General features: G+C 67.7%; 23 protein-coding genes. 15 read left to right on the forward strand and 8 right to left on the reverse strand.

What is annotated here, in order from left to right:
• Positions 1 to 9 precede the first annotated feature (9 nt).
• The gene (locus EV647_RS07530; RefSeq protein ID WP_134000370.1) at positions 10 to 876 is read right to left on the reverse strand and encodes a helix-turn-helix transcriptional regulator; all 867 of its coding nucleotides are present in this window, start codon (positions 874 to 876) and stop codon (positions 10 to 12) included.
• A gap of 101 nt (positions 877 to 977) precedes the next feature.
• Here EV647_RS07530 and EV647_RS07535 point away from each other — a divergent pair, with 101 nt between their 5' ends.
• The 7 genes from EV647_RS07535 to EV647_RS07565 all read left to right on the forward strand — a co-directional run bounded on the left by EV647_RS07535 (position 978) and on the right by EV647_RS07565 (position 8692).
• Positions 978 to 2192, forward strand: a complete 1215-nt coding sequence (locus EV647_RS07535; protein WP_134000372.1) for a multidrug effflux MFS transporter — start codon at positions 978 to 980, stop codon at positions 2190 to 2192.
• Positions 2177 to 3199 carry a zinc-dependent alcohol dehydrogenase family protein gene (locus EV647_RS07540; protein WP_134000374.1) on the forward strand — a complete coding sequence of 341 codons (1023 nt, stop codon included), beginning with the start codon at positions 2177 to 2179 and terminating at the stop codon, positions 3197 to 3199. The genes EV647_RS07535 and EV647_RS07540 overlap by 16 nt, the downstream gene beginning before the upstream one ends.
• 103 nt (positions 3200 to 3302) lie before the next feature.
• Positions 3303 to 4574 carry an ROK family transcriptional regulator gene (locus tag EV647_RS07545; RefSeq protein WP_134000376.1) on the forward strand — a complete coding sequence of 424 codons (1272 nt, stop codon included), beginning with the start codon at positions 3303 to 3305 and terminating at the stop codon, positions 4572 to 4574.
• A complete protein-coding gene (locus EV647_RS07550) occupies positions 4558 to 5376 on the forward strand; it encodes an ABC transporter permease (RefSeq protein WP_134000379.1) in 819 nt (272 codons plus the stop codon). The genes EV647_RS07545 and EV647_RS07550 overlap by 17 nt, the downstream gene beginning before the upstream one ends.
• Complete coding sequence (locus EV647_RS07555; protein WP_238175203.1) at positions 5373 to 6185, forward strand: ABC transporter ATP-binding protein; 813 nt, start codon at positions 5373 to 5375, stop codon at positions 6183 to 6185. The genes EV647_RS07550 and EV647_RS07555 overlap by 4 nt, the downstream gene beginning before the upstream one ends.
• Positions 6186 to 6194: 9 nt before the next feature.
• On the forward strand, positions 6195 to 7199 hold the full coding sequence (locus EV647_RS07560) for an aliphatic sulfonate ABC transporter substrate-binding protein (protein WP_134000385.1): 1005 nt from the start codon (positions 6195 to 6197) through the stop codon (positions 7197 to 7199).
• Positions 7196 to 8692, forward strand: a complete 1497-nt coding sequence (locus EV647_RS07565) for a sulfatase-like hydrolase/transferase (protein ID WP_238177073.1) — start codon at positions 7196 to 7198, stop codon at positions 8690 to 8692. The genes EV647_RS07560 and EV647_RS07565 overlap by 4 nt, the downstream gene beginning before the upstream one ends.
• 37 nt (positions 8693 to 8729) lie before the next feature.
• On the opposite strand, the gene EV647_RS07570 is transcribed toward EV647_RS07565, so the two are convergent.
• Both EV647_RS07570 and EV647_RS07575 read right to left on the reverse strand, forming a co-directional pair.
• Entirely contained in the window at positions 8730 to 9899 is a 1170-nt protein-coding gene (locus tag EV647_RS07570) for a hypothetical protein (RefSeq protein ID WP_134000388.1), read from the reverse strand.
• A gap of 11 nt (positions 9900 to 9910) precedes the next feature.
• A complete protein-coding gene (locus tag EV647_RS07575) occupies positions 9911 to 11245 on the reverse strand; it encodes a family 43 glycosylhydrolase (protein ID WP_134000391.1) in 1335 nt (444 codons plus the stop codon).
• 187 nt (positions 11246 to 11432) lie between these two features.
• On the opposite strand from EV647_RS07575, the gene EV647_RS07580 reads away from it, so the two are divergent.
• Positions 11433 to 12080, forward strand: coding sequence for a dihydrofolate reductase family protein (locus EV647_RS07580; protein WP_134000394.1), 648 nt, complete (start codon positions 11433 to 11435; stop codon positions 12078 to 12080).
• A gap of 1 nt (position 12081) precedes the next feature.
• Here the strand turns inward: EV647_RS07580 and EV647_RS07585 are convergent, their stop codons facing one another.
• Both EV647_RS07585 and EV647_RS07590 read right to left on the reverse strand, forming a co-directional pair.
• Complete coding sequence (locus tag EV647_RS07585) at positions 12082 to 13206, reverse strand: HAMP domain-containing sensor histidine kinase (RefSeq protein WP_134000397.1); 1125 nt, start codon at positions 13204 to 13206, stop codon at positions 12082 to 12084.
• Positions 13199 to 13912, reverse strand: a complete 714-nt coding sequence (locus tag EV647_RS07590; protein ID WP_134000400.1) for a response regulator transcription factor — start codon at positions 13910 to 13912, stop codon at positions 13199 to 13201. Before EV647_RS07590 ends, EV647_RS07585 begins: the two co-directional genes overlap by 8 nt.
• An 87-nt stretch (positions 13913 to 13999) precedes the next feature.
• Here EV647_RS07590 and EV647_RS07595 point away from each other — a divergent pair, with 87 nt between their 5' ends.
• From EV647_RS07595 to EV647_RS07625, 7 genes are read left to right on the forward strand one after another with little or no spacing between them, the layout of a single operon-like run.
• Positions 14000 to 14590: a M15 family metallopeptidase gene (locus tag EV647_RS07595; RefSeq protein WP_238177074.1), complete on the forward strand. Its 591-nt coding sequence runs from the start codon at positions 14000 to 14002 to the stop codon at positions 14588 to 14590.
• Positions 14587 to 15717: a peptidoglycan bridge formation glycyltransferase FemA/FemB family protein gene (locus EV647_RS07600; RefSeq protein WP_134000403.1), complete on the forward strand. Its 1131-nt coding sequence runs from the start codon at positions 14587 to 14589 to the stop codon at positions 15715 to 15717. Before EV647_RS07595 ends, EV647_RS07600 begins: the two co-directional genes overlap by 4 nt.
• A gap of 4 nt (positions 15718 to 15721) precedes the next feature.
• Entirely contained in the window at positions 15722 to 16291 is a 570-nt protein-coding gene (locus tag EV647_RS07605; RefSeq protein ID WP_134000406.1) for a VanZ family protein, read from the forward strand.
• Positions 16292 to 16300: 9 nt separating this feature from the next.
• Positions 16301 to 17296, forward strand: a complete 996-nt coding sequence (locus EV647_RS07610) for a D-isomer specific 2-hydroxyacid dehydrogenase family protein (RefSeq protein WP_202876062.1) — start codon at positions 16301 to 16303, stop codon at positions 17294 to 17296.
• On the forward strand, positions 17289 to 18350 hold the full coding sequence (vanA, locus tag EV647_RS07615) for a D-alanine--(R)-lactate ligase (RefSeq protein WP_134000409.1): 1062 nt from the start codon (positions 17289 to 17291) through the stop codon (positions 18348 to 18350). The genes EV647_RS07610 and vanA overlap by 8 nt, the downstream gene beginning before the upstream one ends.
• On the forward strand, positions 18347 to 18955 hold the full coding sequence (vanX, locus tag EV647_RS07620; protein ID WP_134000412.1) for a D-Ala-D-Ala dipeptidase VanX: 609 nt from the start codon (positions 18347 to 18349) through the stop codon (positions 18953 to 18955). Before vanA ends, vanX begins: the two co-directional genes overlap by 4 nt.
• Entirely contained in the window at positions 18955 to 19386 is a 432-nt protein-coding gene (locus tag EV647_RS07625) for a GNAT family N-acetyltransferase (protein ID WP_134000415.1), read from the forward strand. Before vanX ends, EV647_RS07625 begins: the two co-directional genes overlap by 1 nt.
• Here EV647_RS07625 and EV647_RS07630 read toward each other — a convergent pair.
• The 3 genes from EV647_RS07630 to EV647_RS07640 all read right to left on the reverse strand — a co-directional run bounded on the left by EV647_RS07630 (position 19376) and on the right by EV647_RS07640 (position 22557).
• On the reverse strand, positions 19376 to 19804 hold the full coding sequence (locus tag EV647_RS07630) for a DUF1269 domain-containing protein (protein ID WP_134000417.1): 429 nt from the start codon (positions 19802 to 19804) through the stop codon (positions 19376 to 19378). The two genes, EV647_RS07625 and EV647_RS07630, sit on opposite strands and share 11 nt — an antisense overlap.
• Positions 19805 to 20089: 285 nt before the next feature.
• Positions 20090 to 21565 carry a serine hydrolase gene (locus tag EV647_RS07635; RefSeq protein ID WP_134000419.1) on the reverse strand — a complete coding sequence of 492 codons (1476 nt, stop codon included), beginning with the start codon at positions 21563 to 21565 and terminating at the stop codon, positions 20090 to 20092.
• 59 nt (positions 21566 to 21624) lie between these two features.
• On the reverse strand, positions 21625 to 22557 hold the full coding sequence (locus EV647_RS07640; RefSeq protein WP_134000422.1) for a cyclase family protein: 933 nt from the start codon (positions 22555 to 22557) through the stop codon (positions 21625 to 21627).
• Positions 22558 to 22673 lie beyond the last annotated feature (116 nt).

Here is a 22673-nt window from a genome sequence, read left to right on the forward strand (position 1 = left end):
CGGTTCGCACTACCGGGCCGGCGTCCGGTCGGCGGCGAGGGAGGCGAGGAGCCGCAGCTTCTCCGCGGACGGAGACCCGGGTTCGGCGGTGTAGACGAGGAGGACGAGGCCCGGCTCGGCCGTGATCGCCAGTTCCTCGTAGACGAGGGTGAGGTCGCCGACCTCGGGGTGGTGGAATCGCTTGGTGCCACTGCCGTGGGTCCGGACATCGTGGGCGCCCCACAGTTGGCGGAACGTCTCGCTCTGCGTGGACAGCTCGCCGACCAGGTCCTGCAGCCCGCGGTCGTGCGGATCGCGGCCTGCCTCGGCGCGCATGATCGCGACGCACATGTGCGCGAACAGGTCCCAGTCCGGGTAGAAGTCGCGCGAGGCCGGGTCGAGGAACTGGAAGCGGGCCAGGTTCGGCGTCCGGCCACCTTCGCCGATCACCGGCGAGTAGAAGATCCGTCCGAGCGCGTTCGTGGCGAGCAGGTCCTGCGCCGGGTTGCGGACGAATGCGACCCCGTCGGTGATCGCCTCCAGCGCCCACTGGAGGCTCGGCCGAGAGGTTGCCTGCGCCGTCGTACGGCGACGACGGCGGCCCGAGGTCGGGATGCCGTCGGCCGTCCGGGCGAGATCGAGCAGGTGCGCGCGCTCGGTGTCGTCGAGCCGAAGCGCCTGTGCGATGGCCTCGAGCACCGCCGACGAGGCTCCCGCGATCGTTCCGCGTTCGAGCTTCGCGTAGTACTCGACGCTCACCCCGGCCAGCATGGCCACCTCGCTGCGCCGCAGACCGGCCACGCGGCGCTGGCCGACCGCCGGGAGTCCCACGTCCGACGGCGTCAGCTTCGCCCGTCGTGACGTCAGGAACTCACGGACCTCGGTCTTGTTGTCCATGTCATCGACAGTACCGGCGGCGTACCTCGCGAGGGATGTACTGCTGGTACACCTCTCGAGCGTGACTTCTTCAGCGTCTCTGCCGGCGCTTGCATGGAGACATGCCCCGCACCGTCACCCGGCCGCAGCCGACCAGCCGTGACGCGGCGCTGACCGCCACTGTGCTTGCCACGGTGGTGCTGATCACCGCGATCGCGCCACTGGCCACCGACATGTACGTGCCGGCGTTCCCGCTGGTCGCGCGCGATCTCGGCACCGGCGCAACCGAGGTGCAGCTGACCCTGACCACGTTCTTCGTCGGTATGGCGTTGGGCCAGCTACTCGGCGGACCGTTCTCGGACCGCGTCGGCCGGCGTCGCCCGTTGCTCGTCTCGCTCCTGGTACTGATGGCTGCGTCGGTCCTGTGCGCGTTCAGCCCGACGATCGGCGTGCTGATGGTCGCCCGGCTGCTGCAGGGGTTCAGCGGCGGGTGGGCGATGGTCATCGCCCGGTCGATCGTCGTGGACCTGACTTCCGGAGCGCGGCTGGTCCGGGCGATGAACGTGGTCGCCGGCGTCGCGGGGATCGCGCCCATCGTCGGACCGTTGCTCGGGGCAGCCGTTCTGCAGTTCACCCACTGGCGCGTGTCGTTCTGGGTCGTCGCCACCCTCGCCGCGCTGATGGTGGTGGCGGTCGCGTTCGGCGTGCCCGAGACGCTCCGGCGTGGATACCATTCCGTCCGGCCGGCCGGTCGCGTCCTGCGCCACCGCGGCTTCCTCGGGTACCTGCTGGTGTTCGCGTTCTCGATGGGCACGATCTTCGCGTACGTCGCCACGTCGGCCTTCGTGCTGCAATCGATGAACGGCCTCTCCCCGGCCGCGTACTCGGTGGACTTCGCGTTCAACGCCGTCGGCCTGACCATCGCGACACTGCTCTCCGCACGACTGGCCGATCGTGTCCCGACCCGGAAGATCGTGCTCCTCGGACTGGTCGTGACCGGTCTGGCGGGAGCTCTCCTGCTCGCCGGCGCGCTTTGGTTCGGCATGCCGCTCGGGGTGGCGCTCGTCGGCTTCTTCGTCCTGATGACCGCCCAGGGATTCGTCGGCCCGAACGCCGGGGCACTGGCCTCAGCTCAGATTCCGGAGCATCCCGGTACCGGATCGGCACTGCTGGGTTTCCTGCAGTGGTGTACCGCCGGAGTGATCGCCCCACTCGCAGGCATCGGCGGTGCGAGTACCGCCGTACCGATGGCATCCATCGTGGTTGCCCTCACCCTTGCGTCCTTGATCGCACTGATCACCAACCAGAAAGGTTCCCAGCCATGCGTGGAGTCATGATGTACGGTCCCGGCGATGTCCGCGTCGAGGACCGCCCCGACCCGATCATCCAGAAGCCGACCGACGCGATCATCCGGCTCAGCGCGACCTGCGTGTGCGGTTCCGACCTGTGGCCGTACCGCGGCCAGGACAAGCTCGCCGGGCCGACGCCGATGGGGCACGAGTACGTCGGTGTCGTCGAGGAGATCGGCTCCGAGGTGACCACCGTGAAGCCCGGCGACTTCGTCATCGGCTCGTTCTTCGCCTCCGACAACACGTGCGAGATCTGCCGGGCCGGTTACCAGTCACGCTGCGTCCACGCCGAGCTGATGGGTGCCATCGGCACCCAATCGGAGCTGGCCCGGGTACCACTCGCGGACGGCACTCTGGTCGCGACCGGCGGCCTGCCCGACGCTGACCTGGTTCCCTCCTTCCTGGCGGCGTCGGACGTGCTCGGGACCGGCTGGTTCGCCGCGGTCGCGGCCCAAGCGGGACCGGGTAAGACGGTGGCCGTTGTGGGCGACGGCGCGGTCGGGCTCCTCGGCGTACTCGCGGCGAAGCACCTCGGCGCCGAACGCATCATCGCGATGAGCCGTCACGAGTCCAGGCAGAGCCGCGCACTGGAGTACGGCGCGACAGACATCGTCATCGAACGCGGGGACGAGGGGGTCGCGCGCGTCAAGGAGCTCACCAACGGCTACGGCGCGCAGAGCGTTATCGAGGCCGTCGGCACCCAGGAGTCGATGCTCCAGGCCATCCGCTCCACCCGCCCCGGTGGTCACGTCGGTTACGTTGGTGTTGCCCACGACGTGGCGCTGCCCGGCGACGAGCTGTTCTTCTCCGGCGTGCACCTGCACGGCGGACCCGCGCCCGTCCGCCAGTACCTACCCACGCTGATCGACCTGATCTCCCGGCGCGAAATCGACCCGGGCAAGGTCTTCGACCTCACCCTCCCCTTGTCCGATGCCGCCAGGGCCTATGAGGCGATGGACGGTCGTCAGGCGATCAAGGCGCTCCTGCAGCCGTGACCAGGCGCGAGCCCGGCGGGGAATTGCGTCGCGGCCGTCGAAAAGGGAGTTGAATTTTGTCGGAGTGTTGACGGAATAATTCCGGGTTCCTAGCGTCACCATCGTGCAGACCTATCCAGGAGTGCAGGCGCTGGTGCGGAGGACCCACGAAGAGCGGGTCCTCCAGGTGCTGCGGGAGCAGGGCGCGCTCAGCCGGAACCAGATCGCCCGTGCCGTCGGCCTGTCCCGTACCACCCTGTCCGAGATCACCGGGAGCCTGTTGCAGCGGGGCGCCATCGTGGTGACCGACACCGACGCGGCGCACCGTGAGGGCAGCGGCCGGCCCGCCGAGCGGCTGGCCCTGGATCCGGCCTCCGGACAGTTCATGGGCGTCGACTTCGGGCATCGCCGCGTGCACGTCGTCGTGGCCGACGCCTCGCACGAGATCGTGGCCTCGGGCTCCGACCGGTACGAGGACCATGTCGACTGGCCGACCCGGCTCGACGTCGCGTTCCGCCTGGTGGAGCGGCTCAGCGACGAGTACGGCGTCCACTACGGCGCCCTGCAGGGTGTGGGGATCGGCATCCCGGGGCCGTACTCGGGCAAGCCGGGCGTGCGCGACTACCCGTCCCACCGGGCGGCTGCCGACGGCTTCCACGAGGCCTCGGTCGACGAAGCATTCTGCGAGCGGTTCGGCGCACCGGTGATCGTCGACAACAACACCCGGCTAGCAGCGCTAGCGGAAGCGATCTTCGGCGCGAAGGCGATCGAGCACCTCCTCTACGTCCGCCTGTCCGACGGAGTCGGCGGCGGGCTGGTGGTCGGCGGCCGACTCGTGTCCGGTTCCGCCGGGCTGGCCGGCGAACTGGGCCACGTAACGGTGCGGGCCGACGGCGACCTCTGTCGCTGCGGCAAGAACGGCTGCCTCGAGACCATCGCCTCGGTCCCAGCGATCCTGGCCGCCTGCCGGGCCGCCGGGCTCCCGGTGGAGAGCCTGGACGACCTCGCGGCCGCGGTCGCCCGTTCGCACCCGGTGGCCGACCGGGTACTGCGCGACGCTGCCGCCGCGGTCGGCCGCGTGCTCGCCGCCGTCGCGATGGCGCTGAACCCCGCCGAGATCGTGATCGGCGGCGAGATCACCCGGCTCGCGCCCGTGATCGTCCAGCAGGCCGCCGCGACCGTCGCCTACGAGCTCTTCCCGGGCGCCGCCTCCCCCGGCGTACGGGCGGCGCACCTCGCCGACGACGACGGCGCACTCGGCGCACTCGCCGCGGTGTTCCACAGCTCGCCGCTCCTGGCGGGCTACCCAGAGACACCGGCGCCGTCCGGCGCCGGTTCGCGGACGGCGATCCGCCCGCGGCAGACCCGAGGAGTGGCCGATGGCCGTCATCAGTGACCAGACCGCCCGCGGCGCCAAGCCGCGCGACCGCGCCGGAGGACGAACGCGCGCCCGGGCCGGTGGTCTTCCCCTGCTCCTGAACACGGTCTCGGTCGGCCTCGGTATCGCGGTGTGGTGGGCGCTGGCTCTCGCCGGACTCAAACTGCCCACGCCTCCCGAGGTCGTCGCCCAGGCGATCACCCTGATCGGCAACGGCACGCTGGGCAAGGACGTCCTGGCCAGCCTGACGCGGGTCCTGATCGGCTTCGCGCTCGGCACCGCCGCCGCCGTTCCCGTCGGGTTCCTGATGGGCTGGTACGCCGTGATCCGCGGACTGGTCGAGCCGTGGATCCAGTTCTTCCGCACCGTTCCGCCGCTGGCGATCATCCCGCTGGCCATCGTGCTGATGGGGATCGGCGAGGCGCCGAAGATCTTCGTCATCTTCCTGGCCGCATTCCTGGCCTGCGTGATCTCGACCTTCCAGGGCGTGGTCAACGTCGACCGCACGCTGATCAACGCCGCCCGGGTGCTCGGCGCCAAGGACGCCGGCATCTTCGCCCGGGTGGTGGTGCCCGCGTCGACGCCGTTCATCCTCGTCGGCATGCGGGTGGGTCTGGGCTCGGCCTGGGCCACCCTGGTCGCCGCCGAGCTGATCGCCGCCCAGCAGGGCCTCGGCTTCCGGATGCAGAACGCGCAGCTCTACTACGACCTGCCGACGATCTTCGTCGGCCTGATCTCGATCGGGATCCTCGGCCTGCTGATGGACCGCGTCCTGCTGATGGCCGAACGCAAACTCACCGGATGGCAGGAGCGCCGATGAAGATCTCCGTCCAGTCCGTCACCAAGACGTTTGCCTTGGGCAAGGACATGTTCACCGCACTCGACGAGGTGTCTCTGGACATCGCCGACAACGAGTTCATCACCGTCGTGGGGCCGTCGGGGTGTGGGAAGAGCACGTTGCTGAACATCCTCGCGGGCCTGGAGGAACCGACCTCGGGGCGCGCGCTCGTGGACGGCGTACCGGTGTCAGGTCCCGGGCCCGAGCGTGGCGTGATCTTCCAGCAGTACGCGCTCTTCCCGTGGCTCACCGTGCGCAAGAACGTCGAGTTCGGCCTCAAGACCGCAGGCGCAGGCAAGGCCGAGCGACGCGAACGGGCCCAGCACTTCATCGACCTGGTCGGGCTCGGCGAATTCGCCGACGCGCTGCCCAAGATGCTGTCCGGCGGTATGCGGCAGCGGTGCGCGATCGCCCGCGCGTACGCCGTGAACCCGTCGATCCTGCTGATGGACGAGCCGTTCGGGGCCCTGGACGCCCTGACCCGGGTCAAGCTGCAGGAGCAGCTCCTCGACACCTGGAGCCAGGAGCAGCGCACGGTCATGTTCATCACCCACGACGTCGACGAGGCGGTCTTCCTGGCGAACCGCGTCATCGTGATGGCCGCCCGGCCCGGGCGGATCTACGACGTGATCGACGTCGACCTGCCGTACCCCCGGTCGGAGGACTTCCGCCTCAGCCCCGAGTTCGCCGTACTGCGCAACCGGGTCTGGCACTCCGTGTACCACCAGGACGGCCGCAGCTCGGCCGATTCCGGAACCTCTCTGCCGTCACCCGCGACGGCTCGATCCTAAGGACGTCTCATGTCACTCTCACGCAAACTGACGGCCCTGGCCGCCGGCGCCGCCGCCCTGGCGCTCGCCCTGTCCGGCTGCGGAGGCGGCTCGGACGACAGCGCGAGCGGCGACCTCCAGCAGGTGAAGTTCGGCTACATCGCCGACTACAACGGCACCAGCCTGCTCGCGATCGCGAAGGATCAGAAGCTCTGGGAGAAGCACGGCCTCAAGGCCGACACCAAGGTGTTCACGAACGGCCCGTTGCAGATCCAGGCCCTCGGCACCGGCGACCTCGACTTCGGCTACATCGGCCCGGGTGCGTTCTGGCTGCCGGCGTCCGGGCAGGCGAAGATCGTCGCGATCAACACCCTCGGCAACGCCGACCGGGTGATCGCGCGCTCCGGCACCACCTCGATCGACCAGCTCCGCGGCAAGACCGTCGGCGTACCGGAAGGCACGTCCGGTGACATGATCCTCACCCTCGCGCTGCAGAAGGCCGGGATGACGAAGAAGGACGTCAAGGTCGTCAACATGGACGCCTCGACGATCGTGTCGGCGTTCGCGTCCAAGAAGATCGACGCCGCCGGCTTCTGGTACCCCGCCATCGGAACCATCAAGAAGCAGGTCCCGGACCTGACGGAGCTCGCCAAGAACTCCGACTTCGAGTCCCAGGTCTCGTTCCCGACCGCGTTCGTGGCCGGCAACGACGTGGTGTCCGGTCAGAAGGACAAGACCGAGAAGACGATCGCCGTACTGCGGGACGCGATGGCCTACCGCTCCGCCAACATGGACAAGTCGATCGAACTGACCGCGAAGATGCTCAGCGTGCCGGTCGACCAGGTCAAGGCCGACGCGGGCCACGTCAAGGTGCTGTCGGTCGACGAACTGGACGCGAAGACCAAGGACGGCACGATCGGCAAGTGGCTGAACGGGATGGCCGACTACTTCGTCCAGGCCGGCAAGCTGAAGTCGAAGGCCGATCCGAAGACCTACTACACCGGCGACCTGTTCACCGCGGCGGCGGCCAAGTGACCGAGCCGAAGAACATCCTGTTCCTGATGACCGACCAGCACCGGGCCGACACGCTCGGTGCCTACGGCAACCAGTTGGGGACCACCCCGAACCTCGACGAGCTGGCCCGCACCGGGACCCGGTTCGACCGCTGGTACACGCCGACGGCGATCTGTACGCCGGCTCGCGCCAGCCTGCTCACCGGACAGGCGCCGTTCCGTCACAAGCTGCTGGCGAACTACGAGCGGAACGTCGGGTACCTCGAGGATCTGGGCGAAGGAACGTTCGCCTTCTCCCAGGCGCTGCGCGACAAGGGGTACAACTGCGGACTGATCGGCAAATGGCATGTCGGTACCAAGAAGTCGGCCGGTGACTTCGGGTTCGACGGCCCCGATCTGCCCGGCTGGCACAACCCGGTGGATCACCCCGACTACCTGGCGTACCTTGAGGAGCGCGGCCTACCGCCGTACGAGATCTCGGACCGGATCCGCGGCACACTGCCCAACGGTGGGCCGGGCAACTTGCTTGCCGCCCGGCTGCACCAGCCGGTGGAGGCGACGTTCGAGCACTACCTCGCCACTCGTGCGATCGAGATGCTCGAGCGGTACGCGGCGGACGTCCGTGAACGGGAGCAGCCGTTCTTCCTGGCGCTGCACTTCTTCGGGCCGCACCTGCCGTACATCCTCCCGGACGAGTACTTCGACCTGATCGATCCCGCGGACGTCGAGTTGCCACGATCGGTGGCGGAGACGTTCCAGGGTAAGCCGATGGTGCAGAAGAACTACAGCGCGCACTGGACGTTCGACACCATGCCGATCGAGACCACACGTAAGCTGATCGCGATCTATCAGGGGTACGTCGCGCTGATCGACTTCCAGCTCGGCCGGGTCCTGGACGCGATGCGCCGGCTCGGGCTCGCCGGCGACACCTCGGTCTTCTTCACCTGCGACCACGGGGAGTTCACCGGCTCGCACCGGCTGCACGACAAGGGGCCGGCGATGTACGAGGACATCTACCGCACGCCCGGCCTGATCCGCGTGCCGGGACAGCCGGAGGGCGTCGTACGGAACGAGTTCGTCAGCCTGCTCGACTGCACCGCCACGATCCTCGAACTGGCCGGAGCCGACCCGACGGCGGCCGTCGACTCGCGGAGTCTGCTGCCGCTGGTGAACGACGAGCAGGTCGAGTGGGACGACGACATCGTGTGCGAGTTCCACGGGCACCACTTCCCTTATCCGCAACGGATGCTGCGCACGGACCGGTACAAGCTCGTGGTGAATCCGGACTCGGTGAACGAGCTCTACGACCTGGAACTCGATCCGGACGAACTACTCAACGTGTACCAGCACCCGGAGCAGGCCGGCGTACGGTCGCGGATGATGCGGCGGCTGTACACGGTGCTCCGGGAGCGCGGCGACAACTTCTACCACTGGATGACGTCCATGTACGACGTCGGCGACGTCGCCTACGACCCCACCATGAGCGGCCTCGACGAAACGACGTACCAGAAGTAGTTGCCGTGGGCCCTCAGCTCGAGGGCCCACGGTCTCTTCACTGCAGGGCGCGGAAGTCGTCGATCCAGGAATAGCCAGGCGTCGACATCGCGTCGTCGCGCGACCGCACCGTCAGCGGTGCGAACACACTGTTCAACAGCCACGGTGCCTTGGTGGCGCTCCAGCCGGCCGTCATCGACGGGATCTGCCGGAAGCCGTACGTCGCGACGGCCAGTCGGCCCGTGGCGCGGAAGCGGTCCAGCTCGTCCCGCAGGAAGTGCTTCTTGGACTCGAACCATGGGCTCTCGGACAGCAGGTCGTTCCATTTGCGTGCGGGGAACGGATGCTTGATGGCGTCTCCGATGACTTCCCACACCTGACGGTCCGGCGAATAGCCGTATCGCTGCGCGAAGGCCACCGGGATGCGGTCGGTGAGGTGCTGCTGCCAGTACCAGACGAGGGAGAACTCGGTGACGAGGAACGTCTGGCTCGGCCGGAGCCTGGGCAACGTGTAGTCGAGGAAGGCCTGGATCGCGGCCTCGTCGGCGACGTGTGGATGCAGGTCGACGCCCTCGAGCTCGGGCGTCTCGCGGACGAAGCGCAGATAGCGCTCGACGGCGGGTGTGCGGTTCTGCGGCAGATCCAGCCGGTTCAGGGCGCCCATGAACAGATGGGTGGTGCTTCCAGCCGGCCGGGCGTTGACGACATTGCGGGCCACGGCTTCGTAGAACTCGTTGAGACGCTCGTCGCGCTCAGCCGGCAGGCTCTCGATGAACGGCTCGTTGCCGATCGTGACGATGTCGACGGTCCCGAACACCAGAGGCAGCACCCGGTCCAGTCGCGCGAGTTCGGCGGCCATCTCCGGGCTGCCCGGTCGCGGGAACGACATCGAGGTCTTCGGGAACTTCAGACTGAGCAGGGTCTTGTAGCCGCGGCTGTGGGCGTCGCGCATGACCCGCAGAGTCTCGCTCTGCTCAGGCGGTACGGCGTCGGCCTCGGGCAGCGTGTAGAAGCCGCGGACCCAGCTCGCGCGGGCCGTCCGCAGCTCGAGATAGTTCAACTGGTCCAGGTTCTCGTTGTAGTTGGCCCCCAGGGCGCCGAGCGCCGGAAGCGGTTCGGTTGAGGCGTCGGGTGCCGGCGCGGCGGCTCCGGTGATGGAGCCGCCGCTCACCAGGGCCAGCGCACCGACGACGGCGATAACTCGGGTGAGGATTCGCGTTGGTGGCATGGTCTGGCTCCTCAGCCGCTGGTTGTGAGGCCGTTGTTGCGGCGTTGCACGTAGAGGCGGTTGGTGTTTGGGCCTGTCCATTCCATGCGGACGACCCCGGGGACTGCGGCGTCGGCGATGCGGGTGGGGTCGGCCCAGTAGCCGAAGGCGGGGTTGCGGAAGAAGGTCGCCCACAGGTGGCCGGAGGCGTCGACGAACACGTTGTTGTGACCGGCACCGACACCTGCGGTCCAGCGTTTCGAGTACGGGCCTTCGAAGCGGTCCGAGATCGCCATGATCAGGTCGTACTGGTACTGGACGCGGCCCGGCGCGGCCGGGTCGTACGCGTTGCGCGCGCTGCCGTCCGGGTTCGTCGACGCGCGGTCCCACGCGGCGTGCATGAGGTAGTACTTTCCGCCGTACTTCATCACGTACGCACCCTCGAGGTAGGGCTCAGGCGAGTACGGGGTCTGCTGGAACGTGGGCAGGTTGGTCGAGGGGACGATGTCCTCCATGTCGTCGCGGAACCGCGCGTAGAGGTTGTTGTGCAGGACGAGCCACGCGTCGTCGCCCTCGGAGAACAGCCCGCCGTCGATGTGATGGTAGGCACCGGGCAGGATGAAGCTCGGGCCGCCGATGAAGGAGTCGCCGAACGGCTTGGTGAGGTTGCCCTGGGCAACTCGGTACGGACCCTCGACGCCGCCCTCGCTGATCAGCAGGAACGATCCGACCTTGCGGGAGTGGTCGCCCATGCAGGCGACGATGTACCAGGTACCGCGGAAGTAGTGCAGTTCGGGAGCCCAGGCGTTTCCGCGTTTGCCGAACTGGTCGTCGTACCAGTACTCCTGCCATGGAGCGACGACAGTACGGCCGGGCGTGTTCTCGCCGACGAACTCGGGTGACCAGACCTTCCCCCGCTCCGCGTCGGGCCGGATCCCACTCGTGTCGGCGAGCCGCCACGGACCGTGCAGCGACGGTGCGGTCCAGACGAAGATGCCGTCGTTCCACGGGCCGGCCGCGGGCCGCCCCGGTACGCGCGTCGTACCTGTTGCGACGTACAGCGGGCGGCCGTCGACCGTGAAGCAGTTGACGTACGTGTCACGCATCCACACCCGCCCGAGCTCCTCGTCACGAGGCCGTAGCTCGAGCGGCAGAACGAAGGAGTTGTCGTCACGCGGCCACAGGTCGAGCCGGGTGTCAGCCGCGCCGTACGGCTCCAGCTCCGGCCAGGCCGCCGGGTACCGCCGCAGCGGCCTCGCCTCCGTGGAGGTGCTTCCGTACGCCGTTCCGCCGGGTAACGCCGCGGCGCCGACAGCCCCGGCCAGGCCGCCCAGGACCGTCCTCCTGTTGACGTGAGCTCTCTCCATCTGCGCATCCTCCTTGAGCGAGCAGGACACTGTGCCCCGCCCGGAGCACACGCTAATCAGACTCATTTCGACGGTGAACCAGCGGCAAAAAGCAGATTTTCGGTGTGGTGATGTCAAGACGGGAAGGCCGGCGCCGACCTTCCCGTGAGGGCGCCGGAAGGCGGCGCCGAAACAAAGGAGCATTCCGATGTCCCAAGTCCGTGTTCACAATCTCGCGATCTCGCTCGACGGCTTCGCCACCGGGGACGGCCAGTCCCTGGAGGCCCCGTTCGGGCACGCCGGCGAGCGGCTGCACGAGTGGTTGGTCGGCACCCGGTTCTTCCACGCGTCGGACGGCCTGCCCGGTGGCACCGTCGGCATCGAGAACGCGTTCGCCGAACGGCACGAGCCCGGGATCGGCGCCGAGATCATGGGGGCCGGCAAGTTCGGTCCGCCCGGATGGCAGGACGACCCGGAGTGGAAGGGCTGGTGGGGTCCGAACCCGCCGTTCCACTCGCCGGTGTTCGTGCTCACCCACCGCCCGCGCGCGTCGGTCGAGATGGAGGGTGGGACGACGTACCACTTCGTCGACGCCACGCCGAGCGAGGCGCTCGAGCAGGCTCGCGCCGCGGCCGGCGGCGGCGACATCCGGCTCGGCGGCGGGGCTACCGTCGTACGGGAGTTCCTCGCCGCGGGTCTGGTCGACTACGCGCACATCGCCCAGGTCCCGATCCTGCTGGGCCGCGGTGTCCGGCTGTGGGACGGGCTGGAGGCGCTCGAGGACAAGTACGACATCGAGGTGGTCTCGAGCCCGAGCGGCATCACCCACCTGACTCTTACGGCCAAGGCGGCTTAGGTCAGATTTCGGGCCCCGCGGCGTCGCGGGCTCGTCGCGCCCGGCTCCTCTCGACTTTCCGCAGGGGCAGCTCCACGGTGGCGCGGAGCCCGCCGCCGTCGCGCGGCGTGAGGGTGAGAGTTCCGTTGTGGGCCTGCGCGATGCTGTTGACGATGGCCAGGCCGAGGCCGACGCCTGCGTGGTCGGAGCGGGCCCGTTCGGCACCGCGCTGAAATGGCTCGACCAGCGTGGACACCAGGTGTGCGGTGAGTTGCTGGCCGGTGTTCTCGACGGTGAGCCGCACGGTTCGGGGCCCGACGCCGGTCCGGACCCAGATGCTGCCCTGGTCCCGCAGGTTGTGGACGATCGCGTTGTGCACGAGGTTCGTCGTCAACTGCAGGAGAAGCGAGTTCGACCCCATGGTGGGGGTTACGTCCCCCGAGGTCTCGATGGTGAGGCCGCGCTTCTCCGCGAGCGGAAGCAGCGTTTCGGTGGCCTCTTCCGCCAGCAGGGACAGGTCGACGGGTTCCCGGATGAAGGTCCGCTGGTTGGCGCGGCTGAGCAGGAGCAGCGCCTCGGTGAGGTCGATCGCCCGCGTGTTGACCAGATGGAGGCGCTCGACGAGTTCGCCGGTGTCGCGGTTCAGGTCCTTGCGGGCCACGTCGAGCAGCGTCTGCGTGATCGCCAGCGGGGTGCGCAGTTCGTGGGAGGCGTTCGCCGCGAACCGTTGCTGCTCGGCGTCGTGCGCTTCGATCCGGGCGAGCATGACGTCGAAGGCGTCGGCCAGTTCGCGGAACTCGTCGGTGCGGCCCTCCAGATGGATCCGGTGCGACAGCGAACCGTTCGCGGCCAGGCGGGTCGCGTTGGTGATCCGAGTCAGCGGCGCGAGCATGCTGCCTGCCAGAATCCAGCCGCCGACGAGACCGAAGACCAGCAGGAGCGCCAGCATCATGGTCACCTTCGGGAAGAAGGCACGGATCAGGTCGGACCGATCGGGGGTGCGCATCGGGCCGATGGTCACGTCGGGCACGTAACGCAGCAGGAACACCCAGACGACCGCGAGCAGCAAGGCACCGGCCACCATGATGAAGCCCGCGTAACTGAGGGTGAGTTTGAGCCGAACGCTCAGCCCCGGCTCCCTATCCACGACCTTCAGCTCCAGTGCCGGATGCTGTGCCCGAAGCTGGATCGGATGCGGTGTCGATGCGGTAGCCGGCGCCGGGCACCGTCGCGATCAGCCAGGGCTCACCGAGGCGTTTACGCAGGGCCGAGACAGTGATCCGTACGGCGTTCGTGAACGGGTCGGCGTTCTCGTCCCAGGCCCGCGCGAGGAGATCCTCGGCGCTGACCACCCCGCCTTCGGCGGCGACCAGGACCTCGAGGACGGCGAACTGCTTGCGGGTGAGAGCGACGTACCGGCCGTCGCGGTAGACCTCGCGGCGGAACGGGTCCAGCCGCAGTCCCGCGATCTCCCGCACCGGCGGCCGGTTGTGGGCGCGCCGGCGGTCGAGCGCCCGGAGCCGGAGGACGAGTTCCTGAAGTTCGAACGGCTTCGTGAGGTAGTCGTCGGCGCCGAGCTCGAACCCGGACGCCTTGTCGTCCATCCGGTCAGCCGCGGTCAGCATCAGGATCGGCATACCGCTGCCGGAGGCAACGATCCGCTTGGCGATCTCGTCACCGGACGGGCCGGGGATGTCGCGGTCCAGAACGGCGATGTCGTAGGTGTTGATGCTCAGCAGTTCCAGCGCGGTGTCGCCGTCACCGGCCACGTCGGCGGCGATCGCTTCGAGGCGCAGGCCGGCCCGGATGGCGTCCGCCATCTCAGGTTCGTCCTCGACGATCAGTACCCGCACAGTCTCGATGGTACGAGGCGTGACATATCGCCCGCATATCCAAAACCGGATACGCGCCGACAACACCCGCCTGTTTTGACTGGACCCATGTCCGTCAGCGCACCGGCAGCAGGCCGCCGTACCAAGATGACCATCCGTGCGACGCTGCTGATCGCGAACGTGGCGATCATCGGCGTGTTCATCCACCAGTCGCTCGCGTTCCCGTCCTTTTCGGTCGGATCCACGCTCGGCGAGACGGACGGCGCCGTACCTGACGGTGTCACGGTCTTCGACGACATCCCCGCGGTCGCCAATCTCGATCCCGCGCTGCTCGTTGCCCTGCGCAAGGCTGCGACGGATGCCGCGGACGATGGGGTCAAGTTCTACGTCAACAGCGGCTGGCGTACGCCGGCGTACCAGCAGCACCTGCTCCAGGAGGCGGTCTCGAAGTACGGCTCCGAGCAGGAAGCGGCCCGCTGGGTCGCCACCCCTACGACGTCGCCGCACGTGGCGGGGCAGGCGATCGACATCGGGCGCTCCGACGCGACGGCCTGGCTGTCCGAGCATGGTTCCAGGTATGGGCTGTGCCAGATCTACGACAACGAGCCGTGGCACTACGAGCTGCGCCCGGAGGCCGTCACGCGCGGGTGCCCGCCCAGGTACGCCGACCCGACGCACGATCCGAGGATGCAGGGGTGACGCTGACCGTCGCGCCGATCACCTCGGCGGAGCATCTGGAGTTCGTCCGGGCCCAGCGGTCGGTCAGCTTCCTTCAGACCCCCGCGTGGGGCCGCGTGAAGACCGAGTGGCGGAGCGAGTCTCTCGGCTGGTACGACGGGCGGCGGCTCGCCGGGGCGGGCCTTGTGCTGCACCGGCCGGTGCCGCGCCTGGAGCGCCATACGCTGGCTTATCTGCCCGATGGGCCGTCCATCGACTGGACCGGCGATCTCAGCAGGTGGCTCGACCCGTTGGCGGCGTACCTGAAGGCACAGGGTGCGTTCGCGATCCGGCTGGTGCCGCCGCTCCGAACGGACAGTTGGAGCGCTGCGCAGGTCAAGGCCGGGATCGCGGACCCGGACATCAGCCGGCTCACGGACGTGCCTGGCGGAAGCGTCGATACGGTCGGTGCGCGCGTGGCTGGTTGGCTGCGCGACGCGGGTTGGCTGGCGCAGAGCCCGGAGGACGGGTTCGGGGCCGGGCAGCCGCAGTTCAAGTACGAGGTTCCGCTGGCCGGGCGGAGCGAGGACGACGTACTCGGGGGCATGAATCAGCTGTGGCGCCGCAACATCAAGAAGGCGGCCAAGGCGGGCGTCGAGGTCACGGTCGGATCGGACTTGAAGGCGTTTCACGACTTGTACGTGCACACCGCCGAGCGCGATCATTTCGTGCCGCGGCCGCTGCGGTACTTCGAGACGATGTTCGCTGAGCTGAGCGCGGAGGACCCCGAGCGGATCAAGCTCTACCTGGCCCACCACCAGAGCGATCTGGTCGCGGCCACGATCCTGGTCCGGGTCGGAGCGTATGCGTGGTACTCGTACGGCGCCTCCGCGACCGAGAAACGGGAGGTGCGCGGCTCGAACGCCTGCCAGTGGGCGATGATGCGCGACGCGCTCGCGGCCGGTTGCGACGTCTACGACCTCCGCGGCATCACGCCGACCCTCGACGTCGACGACCCGCACGTCGGACTGATCCAGTTCAAGGTCGGCACCGGCGGTCAGGCGGTACGGTACGTCGGGGAGTGGGACCTGCCGCTGCGGCCGGTGATGTATCGAGCCTTCGACCTCTACATGAGGCGGCGCGAGTACCTGAGAGGCAAGCGAAGATAGCGTGATGGTCAAGGACTGGCACCACCTGGTCAGCACCTTCAACGGAGTCGTACTGCTCACGATCGCCGCCGCGCCGGTGGCCGTGCTGGTGGTCTTCCTTCTCGTGTGGCGACGTTCCGGCGCGCGGCCTTGGCGTACGTCGGTGGCCGAGGTCGGCATGATCTACGGGACGGTGCCGTGGGTCTGGATGACGATGCTGCCGGGCAGTCATGCCGGCGAGGTCCCGGGTCGGTTCAGCCTGATACCGCTGCGGGATCTGTTCTCGATGACGGCGCCTGGCATCGTCGGCAATCTGCTGGTGTTCGCGGCGCTCGGATTCTTCGCACCGCTTCGGTTTTCTTTTTTGGCATCGATACCGCGCGTCCTCGCACTCGGAGCGGGCTGCTCGCTGCTGATCGAGATCGCGCAGTACGTGCTGCGGCTCGATCGGGTGTCGTCCGTGGACGACGTACTGCTCAACGCCGCCGGTGCCGGGCTGGCCGCGTTGGCGTCGCGTCGCTGGTGGCGCGACCCGGCGACATTTCGTCGGCATATCGAAAACCGGATACAGGCTGGCAACACGACCTCCCTTTGACTTGGAGGCATGACCTACAGCGAACCGGCTGCTACCGCGGGACGGCGCACCGTCGCGGGCATCACCGTCTTCGGCTGTGAACCCGACGAGGCCGCCTTGTTCCGGGAACTGGCGCCACGCTTCGGCATCGCTCCGATCATCACGTCAGCGGCAGTGTCCGAGGACCTTGCCGAACTGGCCCTCGGCAGCCGATGCATCAGCGTCGGCCACAAGACTCGCGTCACGAACGCCACCCTGCTCGCCCTCAGCCGGATCGGCGTGGCGTACATCTCCACCCGAAGCGTTGGATACAACCACATCGACGTGCGGTACGCCGAGCGCGTCGGCATCTGCGTCGAGAATGTCGCCTACTCGCCTGACAGCGTGGCGGATTACACGCTGATGCTGATGCTGATGGCGGTGCGCAACATGAAGTCGGTCCTCCGGCGCGCCGACGTCCACGACTATCGGTTGAGTGCCACCCGCGGGCTAGAGCTCCGGGACCTGACCGTCGGGGTCATCGGAACAGGTCGCATCGGCAGGGCGGTGATCGACCGGCTGCGCGGGTTCGGGTGCCGAGTGCTCGCCTATGACAAGGATCCCGGAACACGTGTTCCGCTGGACGAACTCCTGCTGCAGAGCGACATCGTCACGCTGCACACGCCGCTTACCGCGGAAACCCATCATTTCCTGGATCGCCGGCGAATCGGGCAACTGAAGCCCGGCGCGTTCGTGGTCAACACCGGACGTGGAGCACTCCTCGACACCGAGGCACTGGTCGACGCCCTCGAAAGCGGGCGGCTGGGCGGCGCCGCACTCGACGTACTCGAAGGCGAGGAAGGCATCTTCTACGCCGACCGGCGCGACGAACCAGTCGAGAGCGACCTGCTGCTGCGCCTGCAGAAACTGCCGAACGTGATCATCAGCCCGCACACCGCCTACTACACCGACCACGCACTGAGCGACACGGTCGAGAACTCCATCATCAATTGCCTGAACTTCGGAAGCAGGGAACAGCATGGATAGGTTGAAGATCGGCGTCCTCTTCGGGGGCATTTCCGAGGAGCACCACATCTCGGTCAAGTCCGCGCAGGAGATCGCGAAGAACCTCGACCTCGACAAGTACGAGCCGTTCTACATCGGCATCACGGAGCACGGCGCCTGGAAACTCTGCGACCGCCCTGGTCCGGACTGGGAGAACGGCAACTGCCGCCCGGTGGTCCTGTCGCCCGACAGCAGCATGCAGGGCCTGCTCGTGCTGGAGTCCGACCGGCTGGGTTCGCGGATCCGGCAGGGGCAGTACCGGACGATCAACCTCGATCTGGTGTTTCCGGTGCTGCACGGCAAACGCGGCGAGGACGGCGCGATCCAGGGCCTGCTGGAACTGTCCGGAATCCCCTACGTGGGCTGCGATGTGCAGAGTTCCGTGCAGTGCATCGACAAGTCCCTGACCTACACGGTCGCCCGCAGCGCCGGCATCGCGACGCCGAACTTCTGGACAGCCACGCCCGACCTCGATCCCGAGGAGCTCCCGTATCCCGTCTTCGTGAAACCGGCGCGTTCGGGTTCGTCCTTCGGCGTCAACAAGGTGTCCAGCAGTTCGGAACTGCCTGATGCTTTGGAAGCTGCGGGCCTGTACGACGCGAAGGTGCTGATCGAAGAGGCTGTCATCGGCAGTGAGGTCGGCTGCGCGGTCCTCGGGAACGAGGTGGATCTGATGACCGGCGAGCTCGATCGCATCGCGCTCTCGCACGGCTTCTTCAAGATCCACCAGGAGGACTCCCCTGAGACCGGCTCCGAGAACTCGACGTTCGTCGTACCCGCCGACATCTCGGAGGAGTCGCGTGCGCTCATCCAGGAGACAGCGCAGGCCGTGTACCGCGCGTTGGGGTGCGGCGGGCTGGCGCGTGTCGACATGTTCCTCACGGCGGACGGGAAGGCAGTCCTCAACGAGGTCAACACCTTGCCCGGTATGACGTCGTACAGCCGCTATCCCAGGATGATGGCGGCCGCCGGCGTACCGCTGAGTGAAGTGATCGATCGGCTGGTGTCGGTGACTCTGACCGGGAAGCTGCAGTGAACGCTGACTTCGCCTTTGTGGACGAGGTGACGTCAGGGATTCGGTGGGACTCCAAGTACGCCACGTGGGACAACTTCACCGGCAAACCGGTGGACGGCTACCTGGTGAACCGCATCGTCGGCACCCGAGCTCTTTGCGCAGCCTTGGAGAGAGCGCGAGAGAAGGCGGAACCGCGGGGCTTCGGTCTGCTGCTGTGGGACGGCTATCGGCCGCAACGTGCCGTGGACAGCTTCCTGCGTTGGGCCGAGCAGCCGGAGGACGGGCGGACGAAGCTACGGCATTATCCGAACATCGACCGTCATGAGATGTTCGAAAAGGGCTATGTAGCAACGAAGTCCGGCCACAGCCGCGGAAGTGCCGTCGACCTCACGCTGTACGACCTGACGACCGGCGAGCTGGCTCCGATGGGCGGCCACCACGACCTGATGGACTCGATCTCGCACCACGGCGCAACCGGCATCACCTCGCTCGAAGCTGAGAACCGCCGGCGTCTCTGCTCGATCATGGAGGCCGCGGGTTTCAGCCGGTGCGACCACGAGTGGTGGCACTACACGTTGCTGGACGAGCCGTACCCGGACACGTACTTCGACTTCCCGATCGCCTGATGGACATCCGTCTCGCCCGCCTTTCGGACGCCGTCGCCATCAACGAGTTACTGGCCGAGCTGGGCTATCCGCAATCTGATCCGGCGGCGACCGCGGCCCGTATCCAGACCTGGTCCGACGACCCCGCCGGAGCGGTCTACGTCGCCGACACCGACCAGGGTGTGCTGTTTGTCATCGCCGTACACACCTGCCCGTTCTTCGAACGCGAAGGCACCTGGGCCCGCATCGTCGCCCTGGTCGTCTCCACCCAAGCCCGCCGCCAAGGCATCGGCTCCCGCCTCATCGCAGCCGCCGAGTCCTTCGCCACCCACCACGGCTGCCTCCGCATAGAAGTAACCAGCTCACCCCACCGAACCCAAGCCCACACCTTCTACCAATCCCACAACTACACCCTCACCCCCACCCGCTTCCTCCAAAACCTCACCAGCTGAGGTCCCGAACCTGGGGAGGATTACCTACCCCATCCGGGAAGTAACCCTCCCCAAACCCACGCCGCCAATTGCGCGGAGCTGTCACCTCGGTGCGGATCTTGTGCAGCTGCTCCTTGGTGATTCCGGCGTCCTGCGTCATCTTGCTGATCGCGCCGATCGCGGCCCCGGCCACGCCACCGATCACGGGCACAAAGAAGAGGGAACCGAGGAGGACTCCCCACAATGCCCCCCACCCCGTTCCACGCCAGGTTTCCTCGTGACTCTGCTTGGTGGTCGGATGCGATTCACCCTTGGGCCACGAGACGACCGCGTGGTCGAGGACCTTCACCATCCCATTTGCCTCACAGCCCTTGAGGATCGAGGCAGCGCCCCCGGCGCCGGCCGGACTATCGAACTTCCACACCGTAAACGCGGCCATGGTGCACTCCCTGCCTTCCATCAAACCGAGCGCAGGCCAACACGGTGACTGCGCTGTTCTTGTCCAGTTCGCGGCCAACGTGACGCGGGCCTACGCGCCTGCCGCACCCATCGTCGCCGCCAACCCACGGGGCAACGTCACCCCGCGGGGATGAATCTGACAGCTTCGCCCAGCAGTCAGGTCATACGAGAATCCGGTCTCCCGAGTGGGAAACCGGCCTCTGATCTGCTGTGGAGCTTAGGGATCCCTGGCCTCTTCCGTGTCATGGAGGGTTCGGCCGCCGGATCAGGATGGGATCTTGCTCAGGATCTGCGCGGCGTCGTCGTTCTCGGGGTTGAGGTCGATGGCGCGGCGGAGGGCGCTCCTCGCCAGGTCGAGCTGCCCGTCGAGCTGATGGGCGCATCCGGTCATCGTCCAGGCATCGGATGAGTCCGGGCATACGTCGGTCCACAGTCGCAGGAGGGGCCAGACCAGGCTCGGGCGGTGCAGCTCCATCGCTCCCCACGTCGCGTCGACGAATCCCTCGTCGAGGTCGAACTCGGCCGGCTCGACCCCGGCCAGTCGGCCGAGCTCCACCTTGGCGGCCTCCGGTCCCGACGCTCTCAGCACCTCGGCGACAGGTCCGACGACCGAGCGCGGGAAGGCGCGGAGGTCGGTCATCCCGTCAGGCTTCGCCGAGAGCGGTACGTCGGCGAGGGCGACATCGAGCGCCGCCGCGGCGATGTCCGGCGCAGGGATGTTGTTGGAATTGGCCAGCACAACGACGCCCGTCCGCAGCTCAGGCACCATCACTACCTTCGACCCGAACCCGGGGTCCGAGCCGCCGTGGCCCACCGTTCGATACCCGCGATAGCTGCCCACGAACCAGCTGCGTCCTACCGAATCCATCCACGGTGGGCGCTCTACCGGCATCACCGGCTGCCACATCTGCTCGACCAGTCCAGGATCCAGCCGCGCCCAGTGCCCGTCGGATCCCTTGACCGGTTCGAAGTGGGCCACCATCCAGCGACACATCTCGACCAGGTTGGAGTGCAGGGTCGAACTGGGCGCATGGCGCCTGGTGTACGGATAGGCGCCCTCGGGCACCGACAGCGGCATTCCCACGTGCGGTGACGCAGCGAGGTGCGCGGGTACGTCGCCGCGCAGGAAGGTGCTGTTCCGCAGTCCGAGTGGAGCGAGGACCTGTTGCTGCATTGCCTTCTCGAACGTCGTGCCCATGACCCTGGACAGCAACAGCCCGAGCAGCTCGAACCCGGCGTTCGAGTAGGAGAACGCCGAGCCCGGCTCCGACTGCAGACGCCAGTCCGAGATGCTGCGAGCGAACTCGCTGAGCGCTTCGTCGCCGAGCTGAGGATCGTGCCAGCCGTAGCCCTCGACGTCGGGGAGTCCACTCGAGTGGCTCAACAGGCGCCGGGCTGTGACCTCCCCTTCGCGACCGTCGGCCAGCGTGAACTCAGGCACCCAATCGGTGATTGGAGCATCGAGATCGAGCACCGGCTCGCCAGCGCCGCGAGCGGTCGCCACAGACACGATCGCGGTCGCGACGAAGGGCTTCGACACCGAAGCCAGGTGGAACATCGTCTCGGGCGTGACCGGCGTACCGGTCCCGACGTCACGAACACCGAACCCACGCGAGACAACCTCCTCATCCCGCACCACCGCAACCGCCAGCCCTGCCACGTCGTGCGAGCTGACAAAGCCCTCAACCAGTGGCCACAACCCAGATTCCATACGCTCCCGAAGGCCCGCCCCCACGTCCATGCCTTCGACAGTACGCCGCCCTGCGACGTTCGGCCTCCTGATGTGCGCGAGGATCGCAGTCAGAAGGTGGCGATCGGGTTGACTGGGCTGCCCGACGTACCGGCGAAGCGGATCGGCGAGACCGCGAGCTGGAAGTCCCACTGGCCGAGTTCGGCAGCCGTTGCCACGCACTCCTCCAGGTCGCAGTTGTCGAGCATCCACAGACCCATGGCGACGAGGCTCACGGCGTGCACCGGCATCAGTACGTCGTACCCGGAAGGCTGTACGTCCTGGGGCGTGTCGGCGCCGATCAACGCGACCTCCCGTTCCCGCAGCCACGGCAGGCAGGACGCGTGCCACCCGGCCTGCGTGATGCCGCCGGCGGGACCTGCCCCGTGGCGAGCGCGGCCGTAGCCGGTCCGCAGAAGTACCGCATCGCCGGATTGCACGCGCACACCCTGGCGACGCTCGGCCTCCTCGAGATCCTCGGGGAACACTCCTTCACCTGGCTCCAGCCACGGCACATCGCGGACTGCTGCAACGTCCAGGAGGACTCCCCGCGTGACGATCCCGTTCGCCGCCGCCGTGACGGCCGCCCAGGCCGAACCGGTCTCCGCGTCGACCAGCGAGTGCGATCGGCCGTTGTACATCTTGCCGTCCCAGAAGATGTGGCACGGGGAATCCAGGTGGGTGATCGTGTTGCCGTGGAACATGATGCCGAGCCGCTCGTTCGAGAAGCCCCAGTGCCGGTCCTTGTGGAAATGGGGCGGCATGTGTTCGGCTCCCGGCATGTCGACGGCGCACGGGCACGAGTTCGTGGCCCGCTCCATTTCTTCCGGTACGGCGATCTCCCAGGCGCACGACACACTCCGGCCGTGGCGCACCGCCCGCGCCGCCGCCAGCCGGACCTCGTCGGTGATGTGGTTCAGAGTGCCGAGCTCGTCGTCATCGCCCCACCGCCCCCAGTTCGACAACGTGTCGAAGTACCCGAGCACGTCATCCTGTGTGGGCATCGATCGTGGCGTCATCCCAGCATCAACTCCTCCAAGACCGTTGAACTGGCATGAAACTACATCGACAGGCCAACTGCCTCTGAGCGCGGTCGTTGATGCATCGGGACGGCTTGGCC

Origin of the sequence: Kribbella sp. VKM Ac-2566 (assembly GCF_004366005.1) — a bacterium.
In the GTDB taxonomy this organism is placed as follows: Bacteria; Actinomycetota; Actinomycetes; order Propionibacteriales; family Kribbellaceae; genus Kribbella; species Kribbella pratensis.

What these genes read in the sequence shown, in the direction of transcription:
- EV647_RS07530 (WP_134000370.1), bottom strand. Translation starts at nt 876, where the DNA reads ATGGACAACAAGACCGAGGTCCGTGAGTTCCTGACGTCACGACGGGCG.
- EV647_RS07535 (WP_134000372.1), top strand. Translation starts at nt 978, where the DNA reads ATGCCCCGCACCGTCACCCGGCCGCAGCCGACCAGCCGTGACGCGGCG.
- EV647_RS07540 (WP_134000374.1), top strand. Translation starts at nt 2,177, where the DNA reads ATGCGTGGAGTCATGATGTACGGTCCCGGCGATGTCCGCGTCGAGGAC.
- EV647_RS07550 (WP_134000379.1), top strand. Translation starts at nt 4,558, where the DNA reads ATGGCCGTCATCAGTGACCAGACCGCCCGCGGCGCCAAGCCGCGCGAC.
- EV647_RS07555 (WP_238175203.1), top strand. Translation starts at nt 5,373, where the DNA reads ATGAAGATCTCCGTCCAGTCCGTCACCAAGACGTTTGCCTTGGGCAAG.
- EV647_RS07560 (WP_134000385.1), top strand. Translation starts at nt 6,195, where the DNA reads ATGTCACTCTCACGCAAACTGACGGCCCTGGCCGCCGGCGCCGCCGCC.
- EV647_RS07570 (WP_134000388.1), bottom strand. Translation starts at nt 9,899, where the DNA reads ATGCCACCAACGCGAATCCTCACCCGAGTTATCGCCGTCGTCGGTGCG.
- EV647_RS07575 (WP_134000391.1), bottom strand. Translation starts at nt 11,245, where the DNA reads ATGGAGAGAGCTCACGTCAACAGGAGGACGGTCCTGGGCGGCCTGGCC.
- EV647_RS07580 (WP_134000394.1), top strand. Translation starts at nt 11,433, where the DNA reads ATGTCCCAAGTCCGTGTTCACAATCTCGCGATCTCGCTCGACGGCTTC.
- EV647_RS07595 (WP_238177074.1), top strand. Translation starts at nt 14,000, where the DNA reads ATGTCCGTCAGCGCACCGGCAGCAGGCCGCCGTACCAAGATGACCATC.
- EV647_RS07605 (WP_134000406.1), top strand. Translation starts at nt 15,722, where the DNA reads ATGGTCAAGGACTGGCACCACCTGGTCAGCACCTTCAACGGAGTCGTA.
- EV647_RS07610 (WP_202876062.1), top strand. Translation starts at nt 16,301, where the DNA reads ATGACCTACAGCGAACCGGCTGCTACCGCGGGACGGCGCACCGTCGCG.
- vanA (WP_134000409.1), top strand. Translation starts at nt 17,289, where the DNA reads ATGGATAGGTTGAAGATCGGCGTCCTCTTCGGGGGCATTTCCGAGGAG.
- EV647_RS07625 (WP_134000415.1), top strand. Translation starts at nt 18,955, where the DNA reads ATGGACATCCGTCTCGCCCGCCTTTCGGACGCCGTCGCCATCAACGAG.
- EV647_RS07630 (WP_134000417.1), bottom strand. Translation starts at nt 19,804, where the DNA reads ATGGCCGCGTTTACGGTGTGGAAGTTCGATAGTCCGGCCGGCGCCGGG.
- EV647_RS07635 (WP_134000419.1), bottom strand. Translation starts at nt 21,565, where the DNA reads ATGGACGTGGGGGCGGGCCTTCGGGAGCGTATGGAATCTGGGTTGTGG.
- EV647_RS07640 (WP_134000422.1), bottom strand. Translation starts at nt 22,557, where the DNA reads ATGCCCACACAGGATGACGTGCTCGGGTACTTCGACACGTTGTCGAAC.